Below are 23,740 nucleotides of genomic sequence, written 5' to 3' on the forward strand. Positions count from 1 at the left end.
CCCCCTCATCAATTCATGTAGAAACCGAACGCCCCGCCGCTGCGCGGTCCGGTGGCCGCGGCAGTAGCCGGTTGTGCGTCCAAGGGTGTGGCGAGGCTGCGGCTGCGCACCGGCTCCACCAGATACGGTGTGATCAGGATCACCAACTCGGTTTCGTTACGCTGGAAACGCTTGGAGCGAAACAGGTTGCCGAGGATCGGCAAGTCGCCCAGCAACGGCAGTTTTTCGATGTCCTGGCTGCTCTCACGCTGGAACAGCCCGGCGATGGCGAAGGTCTGCCCGCTGCCCACTTCAACCCGCGTATCCGCACGGCGCACGCTGAAGGACGGCACATGGAAATTGCCGAAATCCACGGTGCCGCCGCTGACCACGCTGCTGACTTCGGGGCGCACTTGCAGGGCGATGCGGCCGTTGGGCAACAGCGTCGGGTTGAACAGCAGCGACACGCCGAACGACTTGTATTCGATGCCCACCAAGTCGCGGTTGACCGGCACCGGGATCGCCACTTCGCCCCCGGCGAGGAAGCTGGCAGTCTGGCCGGTCATGGCGGTGATGTTCGGCTCGGCCAGTATCTGCAACACACCGTTGGCTTGCAGTGCGTCGAGCATGCCGTCGATATTCACATTGCCCGAGCCGGTGCCCGCCGTCGCCAGGCCGCCCGCCGTGGCAGCCGCCAGGCCACCGCCGGTAATCAGCCCGAACGAGAAGGTGCCGTTGTTGAACATCGCGTTCCAGTTCACGCCGTAGTGCAGCAACTCGGAACGCGACACTTCGGCAAAGCGCACACGCAGGTTGACCTGGGCGGCGCCGGCGTATTCGGTGGTGTTGATTGCGCTTTGGAAGCCTTGGCCCTGCGGGTTGAGCAGCGCGTTGAGGTCGGTCGCTTCGGCCACTGAGCCGACAGTGCCCTTGGCGATCAGGCGGTTGCCGGCGCCGGTGATTTGCGCGCCATTGCCGGGGTGCAGTTCCTGCATTGGCGCGGTCACCGCCTGGGTGCCGCTGCTGACCGACAAGGTCAGGCTGGCGAGTTGTTTGCCGTCATTACCGAGGGCGATCAGGCTGGTGTTGCCCGGCGCCTTGCCGAAGATATACAGCGTGCCGGGCGACACCACTTGCAGGTCAGCGACGTTGGGCTCGGCCACCAGCACCGACTCCACCGGCGCGACAAAATGCAAAATACGCCCTTCGCCGGACGCCAGATTGATCGAGCCCCCCGCCCCATTGGCAATTTCCTGAGCCTGACTTGCGCAACTGACCAGAGCCAGCAACAACACACAAAAACGCATCATGAGGCAGACGCCAGGGTAGTGACGGAAGCCGCGGCAGGTGCGCGGCGGTTAGAGATATCGGTGAGGCTGATGGTCACCAGCGCTTGCAGGTTGTATTCGGTGGCCAGCTCGCGGAACGACAGCACCGCCAGCTCCAGCTCGCCGCGCAGCACCAGGCGACGCAGGCTGCGGCGCAATTCCGGGTGCACCAGCAATACCGCGCTGTTGACTTCGCGGGTGTTCTCACAGGCCTGGCGCAGTTGCACGAGCAAGGCGCGGCTGACGTCTTCGGGGATCAATTCGCGCTGCGGTTCCTGGCGACGCAGGGACGCGCGCAACTGGTCTTCCAGGCCGGGCGCCAGCACCAGCGCGCCGATCACCCGGTTACGGTCGGCGTATTGATGGCTGATCTGCCGCGCCAACGCTGCGCGCAAGTGTTCGGCCAGGCGCCCGGCATCGGTCTCGCGGGCGCCCCACTCCACCATGGCTTCGAGCAAGGCGCGCTGATTGCGGATCGATACACCTTCGCCGACCAACAGGCGCAGGGTTTCGGCAACCCGTTGCAAGGGCACCAGGCGCAAGGCCTCTTTGACCAGCTCGCCGTAGGTGGCTTCGGTGCGTTCGAGCAGCAGGCGGGTTTCCTGGATGCCGAGGAAGTCGGCGGCATAACGGCGCAAGCTGCGTTCCAGCACACCACGCAAGACTTCATCGGGCAGCAGGAAACCGATGCCGGCGTTGCGCAACGTCTCTTCGTGCTGGCGCTCGATCCAGTGGGCGTTGCGGCCATTGAGCGGTGAATCGGCTTGCACGGTGGCGATGTCCAGCAGTTGCACATGCACCGGATCGTCCTGCAGCAACAGGCAGTTGATCGGCAACTCGCCTTCGCTCACCGGCACGCCTTCCAGCGACACGCGAAAACCGCCCGGCGGCGCCTTGGGTTCCATGTAGATGCCCGGCACCGGCACATCCACACCGAGGTCGGTACGAATGTCGTGGCACAGCGCTTCGACACGCTGGCGCAGCAACTGGCGCGGCGCGCTCTGGGACACGCCGCTGCCGATGGTCAGCAGAACGCGGGAATCGGGCAGCAGGTTGTCATCCAGCTCGGCCTGCACTTCGACCACCGGTTCCGGCGCCTCGACCAAGGCCTCAAGCTCGCCTTGGGGCTGGCGCGTATGCCGGCGATACATCACGAATGCCGCCCCACCGAAGGCGGCGGACAAACCGAGGAATACCCAGGTCGGGAAGCCCGGCAGCAGGCTGACGCCGATCATGATCAACGCGGTCAGGCCCAGCGCGCGGTAGCTGGCGCCCAGCTGCTTGATGATCTCGCTGCCCAGGTCACCGGCCTCACCGTCGCTGTTGACGCGGGTGACCACAGTGCCCGCCGCCACCGAAATCAGCAGCGCCGGGATCTGTGCGATCAGGCCGTCGCCCACGGTCAGCAGCGAGTAGGTGTGCACCGCCACACCGAATGGCATGTCGCGCTCGATCATGCCGATCAGCATGCCGCCGAGCAGGTTAACCGCGAGGATGACTAAACCGGCAATGGCGTCGCCTTTGACGAACTTCATCGCGCCGTCCATCGCGCCGAACATCTGGCTTTCACGCTCCAGGCGCGAACGGCGGCGGCGCGCTTCGGCCTGGTCGATATCACCGTTGCGCAGATCGTTGTCGATGCTCATCTGCTTGCCGGGCATGGCGTCGAGGGTGAAGCGCGCGGCCACTTCCGCCACACGTTCGGCGCCCTTGGTGATGACCACGAACTGCGCCACGGTGATGATCAGGAACACCACCATGCCGACCACCACTTGGCCGGCGATCACGAAGTCACCGAAGGCCTTGACGATATGCCCGGCGTCGCCGTGCAGCAGGATCAAACGGGTGGTGGTGATCGACAGGGACAAGCGAAACAGGGTGCTGAGCAGGATCAGCGGCGGCAGCGCGGAGAACTCCACCGAATGGCCGATGTAGAACGCGACGATCAGAATCAGGATGCTCAGGGCAATGTTGAGGCCGATCAGCATGTCCACCAGGTAGGTGGGCAGCGGGATGATCATCATCACAATTGCCATGAGCATGAACGCGACGATGATCACGTCGGTGCGCTGCGCCGCCATGCGCGCCAGGTTGTTCAGGCGGTTGAGTGCACTCATGCGCTGGCCCTGCGTGCGGCCAGGTAGCGTTTGAAGCATTGGCGCGCTTCGTCCTTGCGCTCGCCGTACCAGAGCGCGCGGGCGCGCAGCAGCAACAGGCTGGCGGACTCACCTTCCAGCGCCACCAAGCGGTCGAGGGCACCCAGGGCGCGGGTGGCGTCGCCGCTGTCGGTAAAGGCCAGCACCAGCGAGCGCAGCAACACCGCGTCTGCGGGCGCGACACTGACGGCAATCAGCAACATCACCAGCGCACGCTGGGACTGGCCGTTGCGCCGGTACAGCTCGCCAATGCCCTTGAGCAGTTGCACGGCGTCGTCGTTATCGCGGGCCATCAGGCATGTACCTCCGAGCGTTGCTGTTCGAGGGTGCGGCGCATTTCGATCTCTTCGCTGATCAGGTCGTGGGCCAATTCCTTGATCTCGGGCTCGGCGTCGAGGCTCGGCAGGATGTGTTCCATCACGTGTTCCAACAGTTCCAGGGAGCGGGCGCTGCCGAACAGCAGCGAGTCGACGCCGGCGGCGCTGGTGAGTTCTTCGAGGTCACTGCGCAGGGAGCGGCGGGTTTGGGTCTTGCGGGTTTTCAGCACCGCTTCGAAGGCAGTGGCCTGGCGTGAGTTGACCGGGCGAACGGCTTCGACGGGGGCGCTGCGCACGTCGCTGGGGATGAGCGGGCGGGGTTCGACTTTCATGCGCGGGCCTGATCGTTCCCACGCTCTGCGTGGGAATGCAGGGTGTGACGCTCCGCGTCACCTTGCGCTGACGTCGGGACGCGGAGCGTCCGGGGCGGCATTCCCACGCAGAGCGTGGGGACGATCATTTGGGTGTTTGCCATGGCGCAGCTCATAGGGTGAAGGTGAAGCGTTCTTCGCCGCGGGCGAGGATCACTTGGTTGTTCTCGATGCGCTCCAGCACCCAGTTGTCCGCCAGGGCTGCGCCGGGGTACAGGCGTTTGCCGCTGTCGTTGATCACATAGGGGTGGGTGCCGAACCACACGGCCTGGAAGCGCACGCGCGGTCGCGCGGCGTCGGCGCGCACGGCGACGCGGGGGTTGAGGACGATTTGTTGGCCGTAACGCTGGTCGAAGGCTTGTTGCAGGGCCAGCCACTGGGGTTTTTGCGAGTGTTCGAAGCTGCCCACAGCGCTGAGCTGGCCGTTGGCGTTAGTGACCTTTATCGCCTCAAGATGGGCGGCCTGGAGTTGCTGCTCCAGCCAGGTTTTGGCGAGTTCACGGGACGGCTTTTTCAGCGCCGGAACATCTGCTGCTGTCACGGCAGTTTGAGCTATTGGCGCGTCGTTACGCACCGCCAAGGCCCCCGCACACAAAAACAGCAGGACGATCGCGACAATCCAGGGGGTAAATGGGCGCCTGGCGTCCGAAGGTTTTTGCGCCCCTTCCGGTAAAGCCAGGCTCACGCCCGCCGCGCCGAGGCGCAATTGCACCGGCAGGCGCGCGCGATGGCCGCTGCCGTGGGGAATACGTACATTGCCACTGAGCAGCACATCGCCGCCCAAGGCCTCGACCGCCACCTGGTCGCCCTCAAAACGCAGGCGCAGGTGCAAGCCGGCGATGCCGGGATCGCTGAGTACCAGGTCGGCCGCAAGGTCTGCGCCGAGGGTATAGACGGGCTGGTCGAGCACCAGGGAACTGCCCTGGTGCAAACCGCCGGTCACAGTCAAGGTCGGTGCGCCAATACCGGCGACCGGGCCTAAGGAAATCAAGGCTGTCATGTTCGGGTTTGCCCCCTTGAGCATGTGCAACGGGGTCAACAATCAGGAGGTAAAAGTACTCAGGTAAACGGGCAGCGCCGGCGCCGCCCGTTTTGGCGAATCAGTTCTGCGGACGCTGTTTGGTGGCGTCGAGCTCCGCTTTTTTCGCGGTGCTGATTTCAGTGATCTTGGCCGACTTCTCGATAGCCATGTTGAAGGTCGCTTCCATCTTCGCGATAGCGTCGTCGGCGCCGCCGGCTTTTACTGGTGGGACATCAGCCATGTTCATCTCCTTGCATCGATAGGGAAGTTATTCAGTTGCGCAACAGCAAGCTGAAAGTATGCAAACCGGTGAATGCCCAAAACGTCAGACAGTGAGCCTTCGAACCGTCGTTGGTTTGCATGGCAGCCATACTACTCACGATCAAAACGCCTTCGCTGTGAAAGCTTGTGAAACGTTTCGGCGACAGGGTGTGAAAGGTTTGGCTCAACCTGGCGTTGAGAAAAACTCATGTGTTTGAGGCTGTTGAACTTTTTTCAAAAAAACCAAACATGGCCAACCCCAATGTTTACGCGGCTTGCCTGGCCTGACCTGGAACCTTGTTGAACACTTTGCGCCTCTGCGAGCGATCGTTCCGAGCTTATCCGGCAACTATTTTCGCGACCACTTCACATTTTTCGCTAATAGCCCTTTGCCCAACTTTGCAGATATTTCCATTTGTAACAAAAGCGACTTGATCATCGCGTTTTATAGCTCGGCGCAAGCGACCTTAATGCGCGTTAACAACTAATTTCCTGCGCCATTAGTTAGTGCAGTTGCACTAATAGCTAACACCCTGCGTGCGCAGGCCCTGATATAGGCAAGAACTTCCAGGTGATCATTTATGCCAGCGATCCCAAGTAGTCGTGACCCGGCGCAAACCCCAGGCACAGACGGCGCGCAGAAAAAATTCGAAACCGCGCTGTTCACGGCTGTCAACCAGCCGACGTTTGACCCGTCCAAGATCCGTGGTCCTTCGATCCCCCTGCCCTATCAGAATGTGCAAGCACCGGTGAACAACACCATCACCTATACGCCGCTGGGCAGCGACAAACCGGTGACGCTCAAGCAGGTCGACAACCCGCGCCTCTTCGAAACACTGGTCGACCATTACAACAGGCAACAGAACGATGCCAGCTTCGAAAAAAACCTCGCCGACAGCAAAGCCGCCGGCTACACCGAGGCCGACGCCGGCACCGTGGCAGCCGGCCTGGGCAACTACACGGCCATCGGCAGCCCGACTGAACTCGGCCCGGGGTTGATTCGCTACCAGACCGCCTCCGGTGACAAGGTGGTGGTCAGCCAGAAGGAAACGCCACAGCTGTTCGATCAAGTCAGTGGCGACTTCACGAAGTTGTCGGCGATCAATGCGAGCGGCGCCGAAGGTTACCGCCTGGCCGGCCCCAACGAGAGCATCGACCCGGCCGCCAGCATCGGCGCGCCCGAGGAAGTCGGGCCTGGGCTGATCCGCTATCAAACCGCATCCGGTGACAAGGTGATCGTGTCCCAGGACATCACCCCGGCGCTGTACGACCAAGTCGCCAAACTGTATGCCGGGACCACCGGCGCAGCCGGCGCCTCGGACACGTCGTGGATCGACAACTCGTCGTTTGGCGTCTCCGGTGCCAAGGACTGGGACACCATCACCGGCAACACCAGCGGCACGCCCACCAAGGAAGAACTCGACCTGAACCGCCCGCGCGCCGCCGCGCAGCTGCTCTCGCAGAACTGGGACGCGTGGGGCCTGCACGGCGCGCCGATCGACTTCGCCAACCCGCCCACCACCTTGCCACCCGAGGCGCAGGCGGTGCTCAAATACGTGGCCAGCAGCCCGAACTTGATGGCGGCGCTGGACAGTGGCGGGCGCGGTAAAGCCGACAACGTGATCACCCACTCCGACGTCGACCACTTTATCGATAACGCCAACAAGGACCTTGGCGCCGCGTCGAAATCCTTCGGCAGTTTCATGGGCAGCAAGCCCGGCGACCTGGCAACCGCCAATGCCAAGTCCGCGGCTATCGTGATGGCGAACGAAAGCCTGGTCGCAAGCTCCGGCACGGTGATGCGCCCCGGTGATAACCAGCGCAGTAACGACGGCATGATTCGCCCCGACAACCTTGAGGCGCTGGGCAGTGATTCGGCCTTGAGCAATGAGCTGACGGGTGCGGCGGCCATGTGGTCGAAACCCGGCATGTTCCACGCCTTGGAAACCGGTGGCGACAACCCCACCACCGGCAAATCCGACAACATCGGCACCCGCGACAACATCGGCGCGTGGCTGGAAAAACAGGCGCCGAAAACCGACAGCGACACCCTGACCTTCCTCGACGGCGCCGCCACCCGCGATGCGGTCGCGGGCGTGGACACCTCGAAGCTGACCGCCGACATCCTGGCCAACCCACAGAACTACAGCGGCGAACAAAAAGCTGCGGTGATGGTGCAACTGACCGACGCGCAGACGCGCCTGCTGGTCAGCGATTACGTGGGCAATGAAGGCTTGATGGACAAGTACACCTCGCCGAACTGGGGCCTGAACCCCAACGAAGACAAGATCAAGGCGCAGCTGCAAAGCGGCATCGAGACCCTGTCGGCCGACCCGGACGTGCAGGCCTTTTTGCAGAACAATCGCGGCCCGGCGTTGAGCGATATCGTCGGCAGCGACCCGACCATGAAAGTCGCAATGCAGAACTACGTGGCCGACGGCATCGAGTCGGGCAAGAACCTCAACGACAACCTCAACGCCAAGGACCAGAACGGCAAGCAGATCGACATGGGCATGGGCCTGCAGAACGCCGCCAACGACGCGACCATCGCCAACCTGGCGCTGGGCGGCAATGGCCATGTCGACCTGAGCAAAATCGCCGCGAATGCCGGGCAAAGTGACGCGATCCAGAGCTACTACAAGAACCAACTGGTCACCGGCAAAGCCTTCACCGACGCTGTGGCCGGTGGCATGGACCCGACGGTGGCGGCCAGCAGTTTCGCCGCCAGCACCGCGTCCGCCCAGGCCTTCCTGGGTGACAAGGCCACGGCGGATGACGCGGCGACCTTGCAGGTCAACTTCAACGAAAACCTCAGCGATGCACTGCTCGGCGGCGCCACCACCGACACCCTCAACGTCACGCTGGGCGATGGCAACGGCAACTTTGATGAGGCCAAAGTCACCGCCGCGATCAACGACGCCCAGCAGAAAGACCCGCAGATGTTCGTCACCGCCGATGGCGGCAAGATCGACCCAGCACAGGTGGTGTCGATGCTGCGTTCGGTGTGGGACATCGGCCGCCAGGGCAACAAGATCGCCGACGCCCTGCCCAAGGCGATCGAAGGCATGAAGTTCGGCGATGTCAGCCCAGCGTTCAAGCAAGGCCTGCTGCACATCGGCAGTGCGGTGTTGATGAGCGGCGTGCTGATGGCGCGCTCGGCCAATGGCAGCAACACGCCGGTGGCGGATGCCAACCGTGTGTCGGCAGGCCTGCAATTCGCCGGCCTGTTGCTGGAAGGCGGCACCAAGTACGCCAAGGAAGCCGGCTACGGCGTGACCTGGGTCAACCGCCCGGACGGCGGCACCATTGGTGATTTCCCCGGCAAGGTGCCGGTGGGCAAAGGCCCGCTGTCAGCCCAGCAGATCGCCGATATCGGCGCCGCCGGCAAGATCATTGGTTCGGCCGGTGGGATTATCGGCGGCGTGATCGGGATTATCGGCGGTGTCGACTCCTTGAAAAAAGGTGACTACCTCACTGGCAGTTTCTCGGTGGCCACCGGCGTGCTCGGCACGGGCGCGGCCGTCGCCGGCCTGGTTGAGGCCGGGGCCGGGTTGTATGGCGCGACTGAAATCGGCGCCATGGCCGGCACCATCAGCGGCATTCTCGGCGGGGCCACGGCGATTCTCGGCGGTATCGGCAGCGCCTTCCTGCCGTTCGCCCTGGCGGATGCTCACGGCAAGGCGCAGGACGCGTTCTACGGCCAGCTCGCGCCAGTGCTGCAGCAATACGGTTTGACCGGTGGCCCGACCATGGATGGCGATTACCCGGCCGACCCGATCCCGGCCATCAACACCTGATTGGATTAAGCGTTCACCGCCTAAAGGTTCTACGACATGACGTATCTCACCGATGACACGGCTTCAAGCATCCACTTCGGCCCCTTCCAACTGCTGCCCCAACGTCACTTGCTGCTCAAGCACGGGCACCCCGTGGCCCTCGGCAACCGCGCCCTGACCTTGCTGATCGCCCTCGCCTCGCGGCCGGGTGAACTGCTGGAAAAAAACCGCTTGCTCGCCATCGCCTGGCCAAAAACCGTGGTGGAAGAATGCAACCTGCGCACGCAAATCAAGACCCTGCGCCGGGCCCTGAGCGACGATGAGTCGTTCTACATCGCCACGGCGCCGGGCCAGGGCTATCGGTTTGTCGCGCCGACGTGGGTCGAGCGCGCGCCCGTGCCGGTGATCAAAGAGCCGGTAATACTCGGCGTGTACGGCTGCCGCCATTGCCGAGGCGCCGGGATGATGCCGATGTTTGCGCAGCTGGGCATGCAGAACAGCTGACCGGCTAATGTGGGAGCTGGCTTGCCTGCTCCCACAGGTTTAGAGAGGCGGCGAAACAGTGATCGCACCCAAATCCAAATGCCCATCTTTCAACGGCGGGCACCAGTAATACCCGCCCGTCAACGGCGTACTGATGCGATACAACCCATCGACAATCCCATCCTCCAACCCGCTCATGCGCCGCAACTGCGCTTCAAACGCATCAAAGGAATGCCCGAACGCCAGGAACATCAACCCCGCCTGGCCGTTCTCGGCCCATGGCATGGAGCGGCGCACCACGAAGGCTTCCGGTGTGAAACTTTCCTGGGCGGTACGCTTGGTGTGGGCGGATTCCGGCGCGTCGTCCAACTCTTCGTTGTCGCCATGGCGACGGCCGATGATGTGGTCACGCTCTTGTGCGGGCAGCGCGGCAAAACCGTCGAGGTCGTGCTGCCATTGCTGGATCGCGGCAAAGCTGGCACCGCTGTCGGTCATCGCGGCGTCGACGGCGGCATCGTCGTGGGGGTTTTCGGTGCCGTCTTCGTAGTCGGTCAGGTCGAAGCCGGTCTTGTAGCGAAAGCCTTCGGTCATCTGCACCAGGCGAAACGCCGGGGCCAGGGCTTTTTCAAACGCACGGCTGCGTAACAGCAGCTCACCCCGATCCACGCCATGCAGCCATACCCACAGCGCCTGCTGGGTGGACGGGTTATGCGCACCCGGCCCACTCACAGCGGGAAATGCACGCAGCCCTTCAACCTGGGCGCCGAGTGCGCTTACCAGCGGCTCACCAAAACCGACCACCGCAGCCGAATCCACCAGTTGCACCAGCGCGTCCAACGCGGCGGGCACGGCTGCCAGGGACTCGACGGCAAAAAACAGATGGCGTGCCTGCAACGGCACCGGTGCGGCAAGAATGCCCGGCTGGTACTGACTCATGTGAACTCCTTCAAGAAAGCCGCGCAGTTTACTCCGACGAGCGTGGCGCACACAGCAATGTGTACAAGAAAGCGCACAAGCCTTGCCATAGAGCCGGTTGTTGGGTGACTCTCTAGTCATGTTTTGCAACTATTCCAGGGGTAGCGACATGACCACCAGTAACCTGCTCGACCCGCTGTTTCCCACTAGCGCCGCCGATATTCCCGAGCAATTTCGCCTGGCGGCACCGATTGAACAGCGTGATTACCTGGTCGATGGCCAGTTACAGGTGTGGAACGGCCCGTTGGCCCAAGTGCTGAGCCCGGTGCAAATCGGTGATGAGCGCGTGCATATCGGCAGCACGCCGCTGCTGGACGCCGACACGGCCCTCACCGCCCTCGACGCCGCCGTGCGCGCCTACGACCGTGGCCGAGGCGAATGGCCGACGATGCGCGTGGCCGAACGCATCCAGCATGTAGAAGCCTTTTTGCGCCGCATGCGCGAACAGCGCGATGCTGTCGTGAAGCTGCTGATGTGGGAGATCGGCAAGAACCTCAAGGATTCGCAGAAAGAGTTCGACCGCACCTGCGACTACATCACCGACACCATCAATGCGCTCAAGGAACTCGACCGCCGCAGCAGCCGCTTTGAACTGGAACAGGACACCCTCGGGCAAATCCGCCGCGTACCGCTGGGCGTGGCCCTGTGCATGGGGCCCTACAACTACCCGCTGAACGAGACCTTCACCACGCTGATCCCGGCGCTGATCATGGGCAACACCGTGGTGTTCAAGCCGGCCAAGCTCGGTGTGCTGTTGATTCGCCCGTTGCTGGAAGCGTTCCGCGACAGCTTCCCGGCCGGGGTGATCAACGTGATCTACGGCAGCGGTCGCGAAACCGTCAGCGCGTTGATGGCCAGCGGCAAGATCGATATTTTCGCGTTTATCGGCACCAACAAGGCCGCCAGTGATTTGAAAAAGCTGCATCCCAAACCACACCGCTTGCGCGCGGCATTGGGCCTGGATGCGAAAAACCCCGGCATCGTGCTGCCCGAGGTGGACCTGGACAATGCAGTCAACGAAGCCGTCACCGGCTCGCTGTCGTTCAATGGCCAGCGCTGCACCGCGTTGAAAATCCTGTTTGTGCATGAAGATGTGGTCGACAGCTTTATCGAGAAATTCAACACCAAACTGGCCACACTGAAACCCGGCATGCCATGGGAGGACGGCGTCTCACTGACGCCGCTGCCGGAAGTTGGCAAGGTCGATTACCTCAACGCGCTGGTGGCCGATGCGGCGCAGCATGGCGCCCAGGTGGTGAATGCGAATGGCGCCACCAGCCGTGGTTCGTTCTTCTACCCGGCGGTGCTGTACCCGGTGAACCCGCAGATGCGCGTGTACCACGAGGAACAGTTCGGCCCGGTGGTGCCGATCGTGCCGTACCGCGACCTGGAGACCGTGATCGACTACGTGCTGGATTCGGATTTCGGCCAGCAACTGAGTATCTTCGGCACCAACGCCGTGGAAGTCGGGCGCCTGGTGGATGTGTTTGCCAACCAGGTCGGCCGCATCAATATCAACGCCCAGTGCCAGCGTGGCCCGGACACCTTCCCCTTCAACGGGCGCAAAAACTCGGCTGAAGGCACGCTGTCGGTACATGACGCGTTGCGCGTGTTCTCGATCCGCACGTTGGTGGCGACCAAGTTCCAGGAGAGTAACAAGGCACTGGTCAGCGATATCCTGCGCAACCGCGATTCGAGCTTTTTGACCACTGACTATATTTTCTAAAAGTGGCGCAGTTCAAAATGTGGGAGCGGCGGTGCGACGATTCGACTTGCTCGCGAATGCGGTGGATCAGTCAAAGATGTGTCGACTGACACTCCGCATTCGCGAGCAAGCCCGCTCCCACAATTTAAATCGAGTTTTGCCCTGACTACCGAGGCCATTTTACTACCGATGAACCTGCCCTTCTTCGCCCGGCGCCTGCTGCGCCCGTTGCTCGACCCGTACCGCCGCTATCGTCATGCCAAGCTGATCCACGCGGTACGCGTGTCCATCGGCCTGCTGGCGACGATCCTGCTGACCACCGGCATCAACCTGCCCCACGGTGAGTGGGCCTCGGTGACCATGCTGATCGTGATCGGCGGCTTGCAACACCACGGCAATATCGGCAAAAAAGCCGTGGAGCGCGCCTACGGCACGTTGATCGGCGCCAGCGTCGGCTTGCTGCTGGTGGTGCAACAGGCTTATTTTGGCCAGCCGTTGTTGACCTACCTGTTGATGTCGGTGGTGTGCGGGTTCTTTTCCTATCACGCCATCGGCAAGGGCGGTTACATCGCGCTGCTGTCGGCGATCACGGTGTTTATCGTCGCCGGTCACGGCGACAACCCGATCTCGGATGGCTTGTGGCGCACCGTCGATATCCTCATCGGCATCGTCCTGGCCCTGGCCTTCTCTTTTGCCCTGCCGCTGTATGCCGTGTATTCGTGGCGCTACAACCTGGCCAGCGCGCTGCGCGACTGCGCCGCGATTTACAGCCGGATCATCAACGGCCAGTCGGTCACCGACGACGAACACTTCAAACTGCTCAACCGCTTGAACGCGGCAATGCTGCAACTGCGCTCGTTGATGCCATCGGTGTCCAAGGAAGTGCGCATTTCCATGACCGAGCTGGACGCGATCCAACGGCACTTGCGCATGTGCATCAGCACCCTGGAGATTCTCGGCAATACGCGCCCCGACCCTCGGGACGAGCAGGCCATGGCGCGGATGCAGGTGATGTTGAAGGCCGAGCATCGACAGATTCGCGTGCAACTGGTGGGGATGGCACGGGCGTTGAAATCAGGGTTTACCGAGCGGTTGGAACGGCCTGCTGCAAATGCGATGGATGAAGCCGTGCTGGACGCGCCGGTGCAGAGTGCGCTGGATGGGTATCGGTTGTTGACGTTGCAGCTGGCGGGGAATGTGGACGGGATGCGTCAACGGTTGGCGAAGACGGCGAGGCATTGGAAAATCTAAGTCGGCAATAAAAAGGGACAGCCTACATTTACGTAGCGCTGTCCCTCTCTTTGTACTCAAACTGCTCTCTTATTCCAACATCAGTAGATCGATTGCAAGGCCATCACGGGGTACCTTTCCTCTGCGTACCTGCCATAGATGCCAGCTCTTGCTTCAAAAAATGTCCAAGCCTGATTATAGACAAACGTACTCGCCCAACGACTATCAATGTAATTCCACGACCCCACGTAACAGCGTTGTATATCGTAAAGGGCAGCATCAAACATATAACTTCCCCAAGGAATGGTATTAATCCAGGCAGCCCCCTCTCTGGCAGTCAGTCGGGAATTATTGAACACGAACCGATAAATGTTACTTACCCATACGTAGTAGGAAACTTTCGTTAAGTTTTTATCGGTAACGGTAATCAAAGCGGTGCCAATCGCGTTACCGGTCACTTTCCCGCCTGCGTCCACTGAAGCCACTCGTGGATTATTAGAGGCATACGTGTAACCGCCAGCACCGCCGCTGGCTTGCCGGTATTGAGTATTCCCTATTGAATCCGCACCTGTTCTTCCCAAAGGGAACCCTTTAATAGAAACGCCATTCAAGTACATATAATTTTGATCAATTTTCAACTGCCCCGAAATCGTATAGGTCGTTGATTTAAACGGCTGCTTGTTTTCTTCTTTGTCACTGCCATCCAATGCGACCCCGACTTCCACCACCACCGTGCGATTAGCGGGTAACGCCTCCAGCCAGGCTCTCGACACCGGTATATTTTGCAGTCCTTTCGTTACATCAGTATCCGTTACCACATAGTTCGCCAGCACATTCAACTGCGCAACGCCCAAGCTGCGCAGGGTAATCCATACCCGCTGACCGGCAAATATCAAAATCCATATAGGCAGCGTCAAGGTAGGGTCACCGCCGAAGGTCGCCAGGTTAACGGCACCATTGTCCGCGATCTTATTAATCAATGCCTGCGGGAAGTACTCTGCCGAAATAGGGCTAACTTTGACAATCTGGGTGTCTGACCAGACAACTTTGCTTCCCGTTGTCACCTTGTAGCGCAAGGTGAGCGTTTTACCCACACACTGGGCGATAAATCGCGGCGTCAAGGCGAAGGTTACTCGCCCGCCGCTCAGCCCTTTCAGTGCAGTAAAAGCGAAGGTACCGTCCGATAGCATCATTTCGAGGGTGATGTCCTGCGCCGTCGTCATACCGGAGTACGCCACCAGCACATTGGTCCCTTGCTTATAGCCCAGGCCTGAGACATTCAGCGTCGGCCCTGTATTGGCGTCGAAGGCCGGGGCCGGCAGCGTCGCCGGAACAGCCTGGACATGATACTCACACTTGGCAAACGGCACCTGCGTCTCCGCCTCATCCCGTTGCGCAAAACTGACGCCGAAAATAAAACTCAAGATCGAATCAGGCTTGAGGTTGCGCAGTTGCTCCACCGGCCCAAGCACGTTCACCCCGTTGGCAACTTCTTCCTCGGTGACCTTTTCAGCAGAGTAGATGACCTCATCAAGTGCCGAGCCATCGTTCAACGTGCCTTTGATCGTCAAAAACATCCGTTGGTCTTTTTGAATCATAATCCACTTGGGCACGTGAATCTTCGCTTCACTCCCCAGTGCCAACAATGGAAATACACCGTTCTCAATCTTGTTGAGCGTCGGCGCCGGCAGCGCAGTGACGAGCAACAACTTGATCTTCAATGGTTTGGATCGGTACGTGATTTGCCCGCGGGTAAAACGGTAGTCCACGGTTATATAGTTTCCTCTTTCACGAATGGCCAACGCAATGATGTCGGGTGTAATAACGGCTTTGACTTTTCCCCCAGAGTCGCCTTTAACGGTCACCTCAGTGATGCTGATGCCAAACTCCCCCTCCCACCGGAAAATAACCTCGTCAGTGGGACGCAGATTGGTGACATTCCCCTCTAGGGTGGCGCCATTCAATACGTTTTTGGGGTGAAGTTGATCCTGCAAGACCTTATCGGCCTCCACCACCCTGGGCAGCGAAAGCTCCACCAGTGGGCCGACGGTGAGGTTAAGCAATTCGGAACGCACGTACGTTTTCGGCGTCGTCGCTGTGCCCTCCTTTTGCACGCTGTAACTGCAACGGATCGAGCCGTCGAGATTCAGGCGCATGACCGACGGGCTTACCTCGATCCACAGTTGCGTCAAAAGCGGCCCTTCGGTCGACGCATCGATAAGGAAGCTGCCGCTGTCCGACGCTTCGGGGTCCACCCCGACTACGTTCCAGTAGATCCTGCAGCCAACGGTCGCACCGATGAAGGGAAACGACATCTGTATGACAGAGCGTTTTACGTCTTTAGGGTCGAGGTTGCCGTTAACGTTGTACTTGACGATCGGCGCAGGCGCATCGATCACGCGAACACCAATCTCAGCCGTCACCACCTCGGATTGACGGATGGACGACGCGAGGCCCTTGCCGTTATTGACGCGGTAAAAAATAGAGAACGGGCCTTTATTTTCAAACTGTTTGAGATCTTCCTTGAGCACGTCGCGCACGCCGCCTTGTTCACCGGCCAGTCGCGAATCCGTATAGATCACACTACTGCCGCCTTCTTTTCCCAGTCGGATCACCAGGTCTTCTCGCCACGTGCGATTCCACGGCTCATAATTGGGGATTGTCGCTGCCGCGTCCGTATCCAAGGGCATCAACGTACCTTCCATCGGGGAGACCAGCGGTGCCGGCATCTTGGTCGCCGTACCCACGACAAAGATCTGGGCGTAGCCCGACGACCCTAACTTCGTACCGCTGGCGTTATGCACCTCCACCCATGCCAGGATTTCCCCGCGCTCCTGCCCGCCTGCCGCTTTAGCAATAATGTCGTTGGGAACATTGATTTCCTCCCCCTCCACGTTAGTGTCGAGAACACCCTTCAAGCGCACTTCGACCGGGGTGTCGTCACCCTTTTTAATGGACAGGACGACCGTGATCGCATGGCGTGGGTTGGGCTTTGGCTTGTAAGAAGGTACATAGGTCTTCAGCACGAATACGGAGTTGTGTTGAGTATCAAAATCGACTTGGGTGGTGGGCTCCCCATCCACTCTGAGGACGGGTGGCTTGTACAGCTTTTTATCCGTTTGCAGGCGTACCTTGTAGGGTTTGGAATACGTGTAATTCCCCCCAGGCTGATTCCCGACCACATCTTGAACCGTAAACCCGACGCCGATCACTCCATCCTGGATGCCCTTCCCGATAGTCTCGGGAGGGACCTGAACCCGAATCGGTCCAGGGTGGGCGACGTCTTCGGGGCTTACCGTGTAATAGAACTCCTCCCCCGCCCAATTGATGGTGAACCTGTCGTTCTTGCGGCAGTTCGGATATTTTTCAATCAGGCACCACACTCCGGCTGCGACAATGTCTTTATCGATAATGGATTCTTCCGGCAGGTCTTCCAGCGACAGCTTCAACTCGCTATGCCAGGCTTCCCAAAACTTCAGATCTTTCCCGCCGGGCAGTGTCGTTTTGATCAATACCAAGATGGTGTGCGTGCGGCTCTCCTGCCCGTTGGAGCGAAAAACCCGGGTAAAGATCGGGACTTCGCCCTCCGGCAAATCCGCCTTTTTGACCGACAACAAGTATTCACTTTTCACTTCTCGAACGTAATCAAAGGCTTTTGGGTCTTTCTGGTCCTTGATAAGAACTTCGAAGTAGTCGCCCACGGTGAGTCCAAACCAAGCCACTACCCTGATATCGAGCATACCCTCCTGCATGCTTCTGTGGCCGACGCCCCAGAGGGCATCTTCTCGATAGAGGGGTTTGCGAGGAAAGTCGGGTTCTTCAGGCCCATCGGGATCATCAGCGTCAATCGGCTTTCTCAGTTGAATCTGAGCGGGCGACGAAGGCGTGGGTTTAAGTAAGTCATAGGGCGGAGTAGGAACAGTGGACATGACCATCACCTTGCACGGTTAAGCCGCGCAAGAATGGCGCGACGGGCAAGGGAAATAAGGCTCCTGGAGGCGCAGCCCAATCTACTGTCAGAATTGACAGTGGCGACGAGCGGTAGGTGCGTAGGATTAATCTGGCAGCCACCACGGCGATCAGAACTTTCCTGTCGCCGCGTTTTTTCTTACATATTTTTCACGATTTATTCACATCCACAGACGTAGGGTGAAGCCTCATCCGTTACAAACGTTGCACATCAAGCCCGCCGCCCCAGCGGGCTTTTTTTTGCCTGGATTTTTAAGGGAGGGAGCTTAACGCGCGGCCTTGATGGCAGGCGCCGCCGCTTGCTCACGAATGGCGCGCTGGGTATCCAGCACCTTGGCCAACGCTGTTTCCGCTTCCGGGCTTTGCTGCGGCACGCGGATCGCGGCCGATACCAACGTGATCAGCTTGGCCATCACCTCGGCGTCCGTGGCCGGGCGGCCCAGGCTCATGGAGTTCATCAGCAGGCGCAGTTCAGTGCCGGCCATTACCCCGGAAATCGCCTTGAGCGCAAATTGCAGGCGTACGCCCAGCTCATTGCGTGGCAAGTCCGGCAAGGCCAGGGCGAAGGCTTCGAAAAAACGCTGGAACACCGGCTGGTAATGCACCTTGAGGTATTCCTGGATAAACGGCGAGGTGTCGCTGTAGACCCGGCCAAGGAAACGAATGAATGAGCGCCCTTCCCCACTGGCCGGGTCACTGCGCTCAAGGCCCATGGCCGGGGCGAACAGCACGCCGAGCAAGGTATCGCAGTCCAGCGGCCCGTCGGCTTCGGCTTCACAGCGCGCGAGCAATTCCAGGCGTTGCTCGTTGAGCGGCTCCAGGCGCTGCATCAGCAGGGTTTTCATCAGGGAGTCCTTGTCCCCGAAGTGGTAGTTCACGGCGGCCAGGTTCACCTGGGCGCGCTCGGTAATCTGCCGGAGCAGAACGGCGTCGTAGCCGTACTTGATGAAGAGAGCCTCTGTCGCATCCAGCAATCGAGTCTTGGTAACGTTTGGAGCGCTGAGTTTCTTCGCGACCATAGGAGTTCCACGGGGGAAATATTGTTTTAAAAAATAATTTGATTTTTTATACCGGGGCAGCCCTTCGAAAGCAAGTACTGCCACTGCACTACCCTCCAAAAGCCTGTATAACCGGGCATAACGAGGGTAGTCGAGGGTATTGTGCGCCGCTCGAACCCGGCCGCAGAAAATTCGTTTCAAGGGGTAAAACCGCTCTACATCCATGGCTGGCGAAGCGCATTGAACACGGTTACTATTCAAACAATATTTTAAAAACAAGAAATAAAACCAGTCCGTGACGCGTACCAGCCAGCTCCCGAACTTGTTACAAAGATTTACCGGGGGCAAGCGGCACCGTCGAGACTGCAGGCGTAGTCATGATGACAGAGACCCCCGCGCACCCAGGCTTGATCTCCCTGCAAGGCATCGGCAAGCACTATCAGCTCGCCGGGCAACACCTGTCCATTCTTAACGATGTATGCCTGGCCATCGCCCGCGGTGACAGCTGCGGCATTCTCGGCGCCTCCGGTTCCGGCAAAAGCACCCTGCTCAATATTCTCGGCCTGCTGGACCTGCCCAATTGCGGCCAGTACCACTTTGCCGGCCACGATATTTTCAGCGCCAGCCCGGATGAGCTGGCGGCGATCCGCAACCAGCAGATCGGCTTCGTGTTCCAGAGTTTCAACCTGCTGCCGCGCCTCAGTGCCGTGGACAACGTCGCCCTGCCCCTGAGTTACCGCGGCGTGTCACGCCATGAATCCGTGGAGCAGGCGTTGCGCATGCTCGAACAAGTCGGCCTGGCCGAGCGTGCCCACCATCGCCCCGCCGACCTTTCCGGCGGCCAGCGCCAACGCGTGGCCATTGCCCGCGCGCTGGTCGGCAAACCTTCGGTGATCCTCGCCGACGAACCCACCGGCAACCTCGACAGCACCACTGCCCAAGAGATCATGGACTTGCTCCTGGCCCTCAACCGCGAGCAGCAAGTGACGCTGATCATCGTCACCCATGACCCCCATATCGCCGAGCGCCTGGAGCGCAAAATCCTGGTGCGCAATGGCGTGGTGCATGAGGCCGGACGCCTATGAGCCTGCGGGTTGAGCAGAACCTGAGCCAACTGCTGCACGAAGCGTTTGTGAGCCTGCGCACCCTGGGCAAACGCTCGGTCCTGGCGTTGCTGGGTATCGTGATCGGCAGTTCGTCGGTGGTGGCGCTGATCAATATCGGCCATAACGCCGCGGTGGATGCGGCGCTGATTTTCAAAGACATGGGCACCGACACGCTGATCGCCCAGTTCCCGGCGAAGGGCAGCGGCAACACACCCATGCGCGCCAGCCTCGACCTCGAGGCCGTGCGCCGAGCCGTACCGGGCATCGCTCATATCGGCGCACTCAGTTTGTTCAGCGGGCCCATCGTGTTCCATGGCCGCAGCGCCAACGCCAACTTTGTCGGCGCTACCCCGGACATCAAGGACGCCATGCGCCTGGCCGTGCGCGAGGGGCGCTTTCTGTCGAGTTTCGACGCCGGCGAAACCTATGGCGTGATTGGCGACCAAGTCGCCCAAGCCCTGGGCGCGCCGGGCGACCCGCTACGGCTGGGCGACCGCATCCGCATCAACGACTACCTGTTCCTGGTGATAGGCATTCTGCACAACCAGCCGCGCGCCATGCTGATGCCGGTGCAGGCCAACGAATCGCTGTTTATCCCCGCCGAAGGCATGCGCCGCATCTACCCCGCGCCGCAGATCGGCAACGTGATTATTCGCGCCGCGCCCGGCCAGGACATGGAGCAGATCGCCCGCGACGCCGCCATCGCCCTGAAAAGCCAACTCACCGACCACGATGTCGACATCCAGGTGCCCCAGCAAATGATCGATGGCATGACCCGGCAAAGCCGCACATTCGCCTACTTGCTGCTGGCCCTGGGCGCGATCTCGCTGGTGGGCGGCGGCGTCGGTGTGATGAACGTGATGCTGATGAATGTCTCGGAGCGCCGCCGCGAGATCGGCATCCGCATGGCCCTGGGTGCGCGCCAGCGCGATATCCGTAACCTGTTCCTGCTCGAAGCCGTGACCCTGACCGCCGTCGGCGCACTCTGCGGCGCGGTGCTGGGCATGACCGCCGCCTGGCTTTACGCCTGGCTGTCGGGCTGGGAATTCGCCCTGGCCGCCGCCGCGCTGCCGTTGGGGGTGGGCAGCACGCTGCTGGTGGGCTTGTTCTTTGGCATCTACCCGGCGGTGTCGGCCTCGCGGCTGCAGCCAGTGGAGGCCTTGCGTGATGAATAAATGGCCGCTGCTACTGATTTTCGCGAGCCTGCCGGCCATGGCCGCCGACGTGGTGATCAACCCTTCGGCCCCCAGCACCACCCGCAGCGGTTATGACCGCAGTGTCTCGCTCAAAGCCCAGGCCACCAACATGACCCTGGGCGATGCGGTGTACCTGGGCTTGCGCAACAACCCGGCGATCCGCAGCGCGTACCTGCAGCGCGTTGCACAAAAATTCGACCTGCGCGTGGCCGAAGACACCTTCAACCCCAAGCTCACCCTCAACAGTTATTACCGCCAAAGTCGCGGTACCGCGGATAACGCCCGCAATGCCAACCTGGCGCCGAACGCCACCTTGCTCGGCGAATACGGCACCCGCCTGAGCATGGCCTGGACCCAGCAACTGAACAACGCCGACCGGGCCGGCCGCTACCGCAGCGACGGCCTCGACCTGGCGCTAATCCAGCCGCTGATGCGCGGTGCCGGCTGGGACGCCACCACCGCGCCGTTGCGCCTGTCACGCCTGTCGGAGCAGGCTAACCGCCTGAACCTCAAGGCCACCGTGGCGCAGACCATCAGCCAGATCATCGCCACCTACCGCGAGCTGCTGCGCGCCCAGGAGCAATTGAGCATCGTCCAGGACGCGCTCAAACGTTCCGGCACCTTGCTGGAAGTCAACAAGGCCTTGATCAGTGCCGGGCGCATGGCCGAGTTCGAAATCGTGCAGACCGAAGCCGACATTGCCACCCAGCAGCTCGGCGTGGAAGAAGCCCAGAACCAACTCGATACCAGCCGCCTGGCGCTGCTGCGCCTGCTGGCCCTGGACCTGTCGACGCCGATCCGCGCCAGCGAGGCCCTGGAGGCCAAGCCGATGACCATCGACAAGCGCCAGGCCTTCAACCTGGCGCAGACCCAGCAACCGGAATACCTCGCCGCCCTGCTCGGCAGCCAGCAGGCCGACCTCAACCTGGTGATCGCCAAGGATTCCGGGCGCTGGCAAGTCGACCTGGTGGCCGGGGCCAACCAGCTTCGCGATGCCTACAATAACGACAACGGCAGCAGCAATAACCGCTCGTGGAACAGCTATGCCGGGGTGCAGGTGCAAATCCCGATCGGCGACATCAGCACCCGCCAGGCCGAAGTGCGCGCACGGGTCAATGTGGAGGATCAGGAAATCCACATCACCGACGCGCGCCAGGAACTGGAACGCAGCGTCAACGACGTGGTGCGCGACCTCGGCACGCGCTGGCGCCAATATGAAATCGCCCAACGTGCGGTGGAACTGTCGCGGCGCAAGATTGAGATCGAGCGGGAAAAACTCAGCGCCGGGCGCTCCACCAACTTCCAGGTACTGAGTTTCGAGACCGACCTGCGCAACGCCGAAAATTCGCAGCTCAATGCGCTGATCGCTTATTTGAACGCCCAGACCCAGCTCGACTTGACGCTGGGCATGACGCTGGAAAGTTGGGAAATCGCCCTCAATGACTACTAACAAAAAATACCTGCTGGGTGCCTTGCTCGTCGTGCTGTTGGCGGGCACCGGCATTGCCCTGCGCAGCCCGGCGACCGGCCAGGCCACCGCGACCGCGCAATGGCTGGCCGTCAAGCCTGACCCGCTGGTGCACCAGATCGGCCTGGTGGGCAAGATCGAACCCGACACCACCCTCATCCTCACGGCGCCGTTCGACGGCAACGTGCTGGCCAATCTGGTGGAGCAAGGTCAGCGCGTCGAGGCTGGCCAGGTGCTGCTGCGCATGGACCCGTCCACCCTCGAAGTGCAACTGCGCGACGCACTGTCCATCCTGCTCAAGGCCCGTCGCGCCGTGCAGGAAATGCAGGACTGGAACAGCAGCCCCACCGTCAGCCGCGCGCGCCGCAGCCTGCGCACCGCCGAAATGACCGCCGGCAACACCCAGCGCAAACTCACCGAGAGCGAAAACCTGTTCAAGCGCGGCATCATCCCGCGCAATGAACTGGACGATCTCAAGCAACAGGCCCAGCAACAGCAACTCGACCTCGCCTCCGCCCGCAGCGAACTGCAGCAAGCGCTGGATCAAGGCCAGGGCGAATACCGGCAGATCGCCGATATGGAACTGACCAACGCCACGGTGAAATACGACGCCCTGCACACGCTGCTGGAGGGCAAGGAGGTCAAGGCGCCGTTCTCCGGCATCGTAGTGCCCGCACCCGGCAGCAACAGCTCGCCCCAAGGGGGTGGCAACACCAATGCACCGGTGCAGGCCGGCAGCAAAGTCAGCCAGGGCCAGGTGCTGTTTGGCCTGGCGAACATCGAGCGATTGAAAATCGTCGCCAAAGTGTCGGAGTTGGACATCAACCAGTTGCACCAGGGCCAGGCGGTGGAAGTGATGGGCGATGGCTTCGACGGTGAACGGCTGACCGGGTCCGTGAGCGTGGTCAGTGGTTTGGCGATAGCCAGCGACAGCCAGGGCAGCGCGCAATTTCCGGTGACCTTGTCGATACCCAAGCTGACGCCGCAGCAATTGCAGCGGGTGCGGCTGGGGATGAGTGCGCGGTTGACCATTGTCACGTACAACAATGAGCAGGCGATTGTAGTGCCGAGCCAGGCGATCCAGGCGGACAAAACAGTCGAATACCGCGAGGCGATGGACAAGCCAGTGGAACGGGTGAAAGTCACCACCGGGCAGTCGACCGCGCAGGGGGTAGAAGTGTTTGGCCTCAAGCCGGGCTTCGTGAAGATTGGCAGTTGAAACGCCGATTAACTGCGGGAGCTGGCTTGTCGGATCGACGCACCGTTGCGATGGCATCAACGGGTTATGCCTGATGTACCGAGTTGCCTGCATCGCAGGCAAGCCAGCTCCCACAGAAAAGCAGAGCACAGTGGTCTGGTGGCCGAACTCGGTCTAATTGTGGGGGCGGGCTTGCTCGCGAA

General features: G+C 61.0%; 17 protein-coding genes. 8 read left to right on the plus strand and 9 right to left on the minus strand.

Features of this window, described 5'->3' with window-relative positions; translation table 11 throughout:
• Nucleotides 1–8 precede the first annotated feature (8 nt).
• From HX783_RS29240 to HX783_RS29265, 6 genes are all read right to left on the minus strand, one after another.
• Nucleotides 9–1,289, minus strand: a complete 1,281-nt coding sequence (locus HX783_RS29240; RefSeq protein ID WP_177019174.1) for a type II and III secretion system protein family protein — start codon at nt 1,287–1,289, stop codon at nt 9–11.
• Nucleotides 1,286–3,424: a type III secretion system export apparatus subunit SctV gene (gene sctV / locus HX783_RS29245; RefSeq protein ID WP_177019175.1), complete on the minus strand. Its 2,139-nt coding sequence runs from the start codon at nt 3,422–3,424 to the stop codon at nt 1,286–1,288. Before sctV ends, HX783_RS29240 begins: the two co-directional genes overlap by 4 nt.
• Nucleotides 3,421–3,756: a lipopolysaccharide assembly protein LapB gene (locus HX783_RS29250; RefSeq protein ID WP_159957615.1), complete on the minus strand. Its 336-nt coding sequence runs from the start codon at nt 3,754–3,756 to the stop codon at nt 3,421–3,423. The genes sctV and HX783_RS29250 overlap by 4 nt, the downstream gene beginning before the upstream one ends.
• On the minus strand, nt 3,756–4,112 hold the full coding sequence (locus tag HX783_RS29255; RefSeq protein WP_159957617.1) for a hypothetical protein: 357 nt from the start codon (nt 4,110–4,112) through the stop codon (nt 3,756–3,758). Before HX783_RS29255 ends, HX783_RS29250 begins: the two co-directional genes overlap by 1 nt.
• Nucleotides 4,113–4,263: 151 nt before the next feature.
• On the minus strand, nt 4,264–5,151 hold the full coding sequence (locus HX783_RS29260; RefSeq protein ID WP_177019176.1) for an FHA domain-containing protein: 888 nt from the start codon (nt 5,149–5,151) through the stop codon (nt 4,264–4,266).
• Nucleotides 5,152–5,251: 100 nt separating this feature from the next.
• The gene (locus tag HX783_RS29265) at nt 5,252–5,413 is read right to left on the minus strand and encodes a hypothetical protein (protein WP_016969018.1); all 162 of its coding nucleotides are present in this window, start codon (nt 5,411–5,413) and stop codon (nt 5,252–5,254) included.
• Between the two features lie 601 nt (nt 5,414–6,014).
• Here HX783_RS29265 and HX783_RS29270 point away from each other — a divergent pair.
• Both HX783_RS29270 and HX783_RS29275 read left to right on the plus strand, forming a co-directional pair.
• A complete protein-coding gene (locus tag HX783_RS29270; protein ID WP_177019177.1) occupies nt 6,015–9,230 on the plus strand; it encodes a type III effector HrpK domain-containing protein in 3,216 nt (1,071 codons plus the stop codon).
• Nucleotides 9,231–9,266: 36 nt separating this feature from the next.
• On the plus strand, nt 9,267–9,713 hold the full coding sequence (locus HX783_RS29275) for a winged helix-turn-helix domain-containing protein (RefSeq protein ID WP_177019178.1): 447 nt from the start codon (nt 9,267–9,269) through the stop codon (nt 9,711–9,713).
• A gap of 39 nt (nt 9,714–9,752) precedes the next feature.
• On the opposite strand, the gene HX783_RS29280 is transcribed toward HX783_RS29275, so the two are convergent.
• The gene (locus tag HX783_RS29280; protein WP_177019179.1) at nt 9,753–10,628 is read right to left on the minus strand and encodes a Dyp-type peroxidase; all 876 of its coding nucleotides are present in this window, start codon (nt 10,626–10,628) and stop codon (nt 9,753–9,755) included.
• Between the two features lie 148 nt (nt 10,629–10,776).
• Between HX783_RS29280 and HX783_RS29285 the strand changes: the two genes are divergently transcribed.
• Nucleotides 10,777–12,393 carry an NADP-dependent glyceraldehyde-3-phosphate dehydrogenase gene (locus HX783_RS29285; RefSeq protein ID WP_177019180.1) on the plus strand — a complete coding sequence of 539 codons (1,617 nt, stop codon included), beginning with the start codon at nt 10,777–10,779 and terminating at the stop codon, nt 12,391–12,393.
• 168 nt (nt 12,394–12,561) lie between these two features.
• Nucleotides 12,562–13,623: an FUSC family protein gene (locus HX783_RS29290; protein WP_177019181.1), complete on the plus strand. Its 1,062-nt coding sequence runs from the start codon at nt 12,562–12,564 to the stop codon at nt 13,621–13,623.
• Between the two features lie 80 nt (nt 13,624–13,703).
• Here the strand turns inward: HX783_RS29290 and HX783_RS29295 are convergent, their stop codons facing one another.
• Together HX783_RS29295 and HX783_RS29300 are read right to left on the minus strand one after the other, a co-directional pair.
• Entirely contained in the window at nt 13,704–17,531 is a 3,828-nt protein-coding gene (locus HX783_RS29295) for an Ig-like domain-containing protein (protein ID WP_177019182.1), read from the minus strand.
• 306 nt (nt 17,532–17,837) lie between these two features.
• Nucleotides 17,838–18,590: a TetR/AcrR family transcriptional regulator gene (locus tag HX783_RS29300; protein ID WP_159957633.1), complete on the minus strand. Its 753-nt coding sequence runs from the start codon at nt 18,588–18,590 to the stop codon at nt 17,838–17,840.
• Nucleotides 18,591–18,946: 356 nt separating this feature from the next.
• Here HX783_RS29300 and HX783_RS29305 point away from each other — a divergent pair, with 356 nt between their 5' ends.
• Genes HX783_RS29305 through HX783_RS29320 form a run of 4 tightly spaced genes read left to right on the plus strand, consistent with a single transcriptional unit; the run spans nt 18,947 to nt 23,558 of the window.
• Complete coding sequence (locus tag HX783_RS29305) at nt 18,947–19,654, plus strand: ABC transporter ATP-binding protein (protein WP_177019183.1); 708 nt, start codon at nt 18,947–18,949, stop codon at nt 19,652–19,654.
• On the plus strand, nt 19,651–20,850 hold the full coding sequence (locus HX783_RS29310; RefSeq protein ID WP_177019184.1) for an ABC transporter permease: 1,200 nt from the start codon (nt 19,651–19,653) through the stop codon (nt 20,848–20,850). The genes HX783_RS29305 and HX783_RS29310 overlap by 4 nt, the downstream gene beginning before the upstream one ends.
• Nucleotides 20,843–22,321 carry a TolC family protein gene (locus tag HX783_RS29315; protein ID WP_177019185.1) on the plus strand — a complete coding sequence of 493 codons (1,479 nt, stop codon included), beginning with the start codon at nt 20,843–20,845 and terminating at the stop codon, nt 22,319–22,321. The genes HX783_RS29310 and HX783_RS29315 overlap by 8 nt, the downstream gene beginning before the upstream one ends.
• The gene (locus HX783_RS29320; protein WP_177019186.1) at nt 22,311–23,558 is read left to right on the plus strand and encodes an efflux RND transporter periplasmic adaptor subunit; all 1,248 of its coding nucleotides are present in this window, start codon (nt 22,311–22,313) and stop codon (nt 23,556–23,558) included. Before HX783_RS29315 ends, HX783_RS29320 begins: the two co-directional genes overlap by 11 nt.
• The last annotated feature ends 182 nt before the right edge of the window (nt 23,559–23,740 follow it).

Source organism: Pseudomonas sp. D2002 (genome assembly GCF_013385735.1).
Taxonomy (GTDB): domain Bacteria; phylum Pseudomonadota; class Gammaproteobacteria; order Pseudomonadales; family Pseudomonadaceae; genus Aquipseudomonas.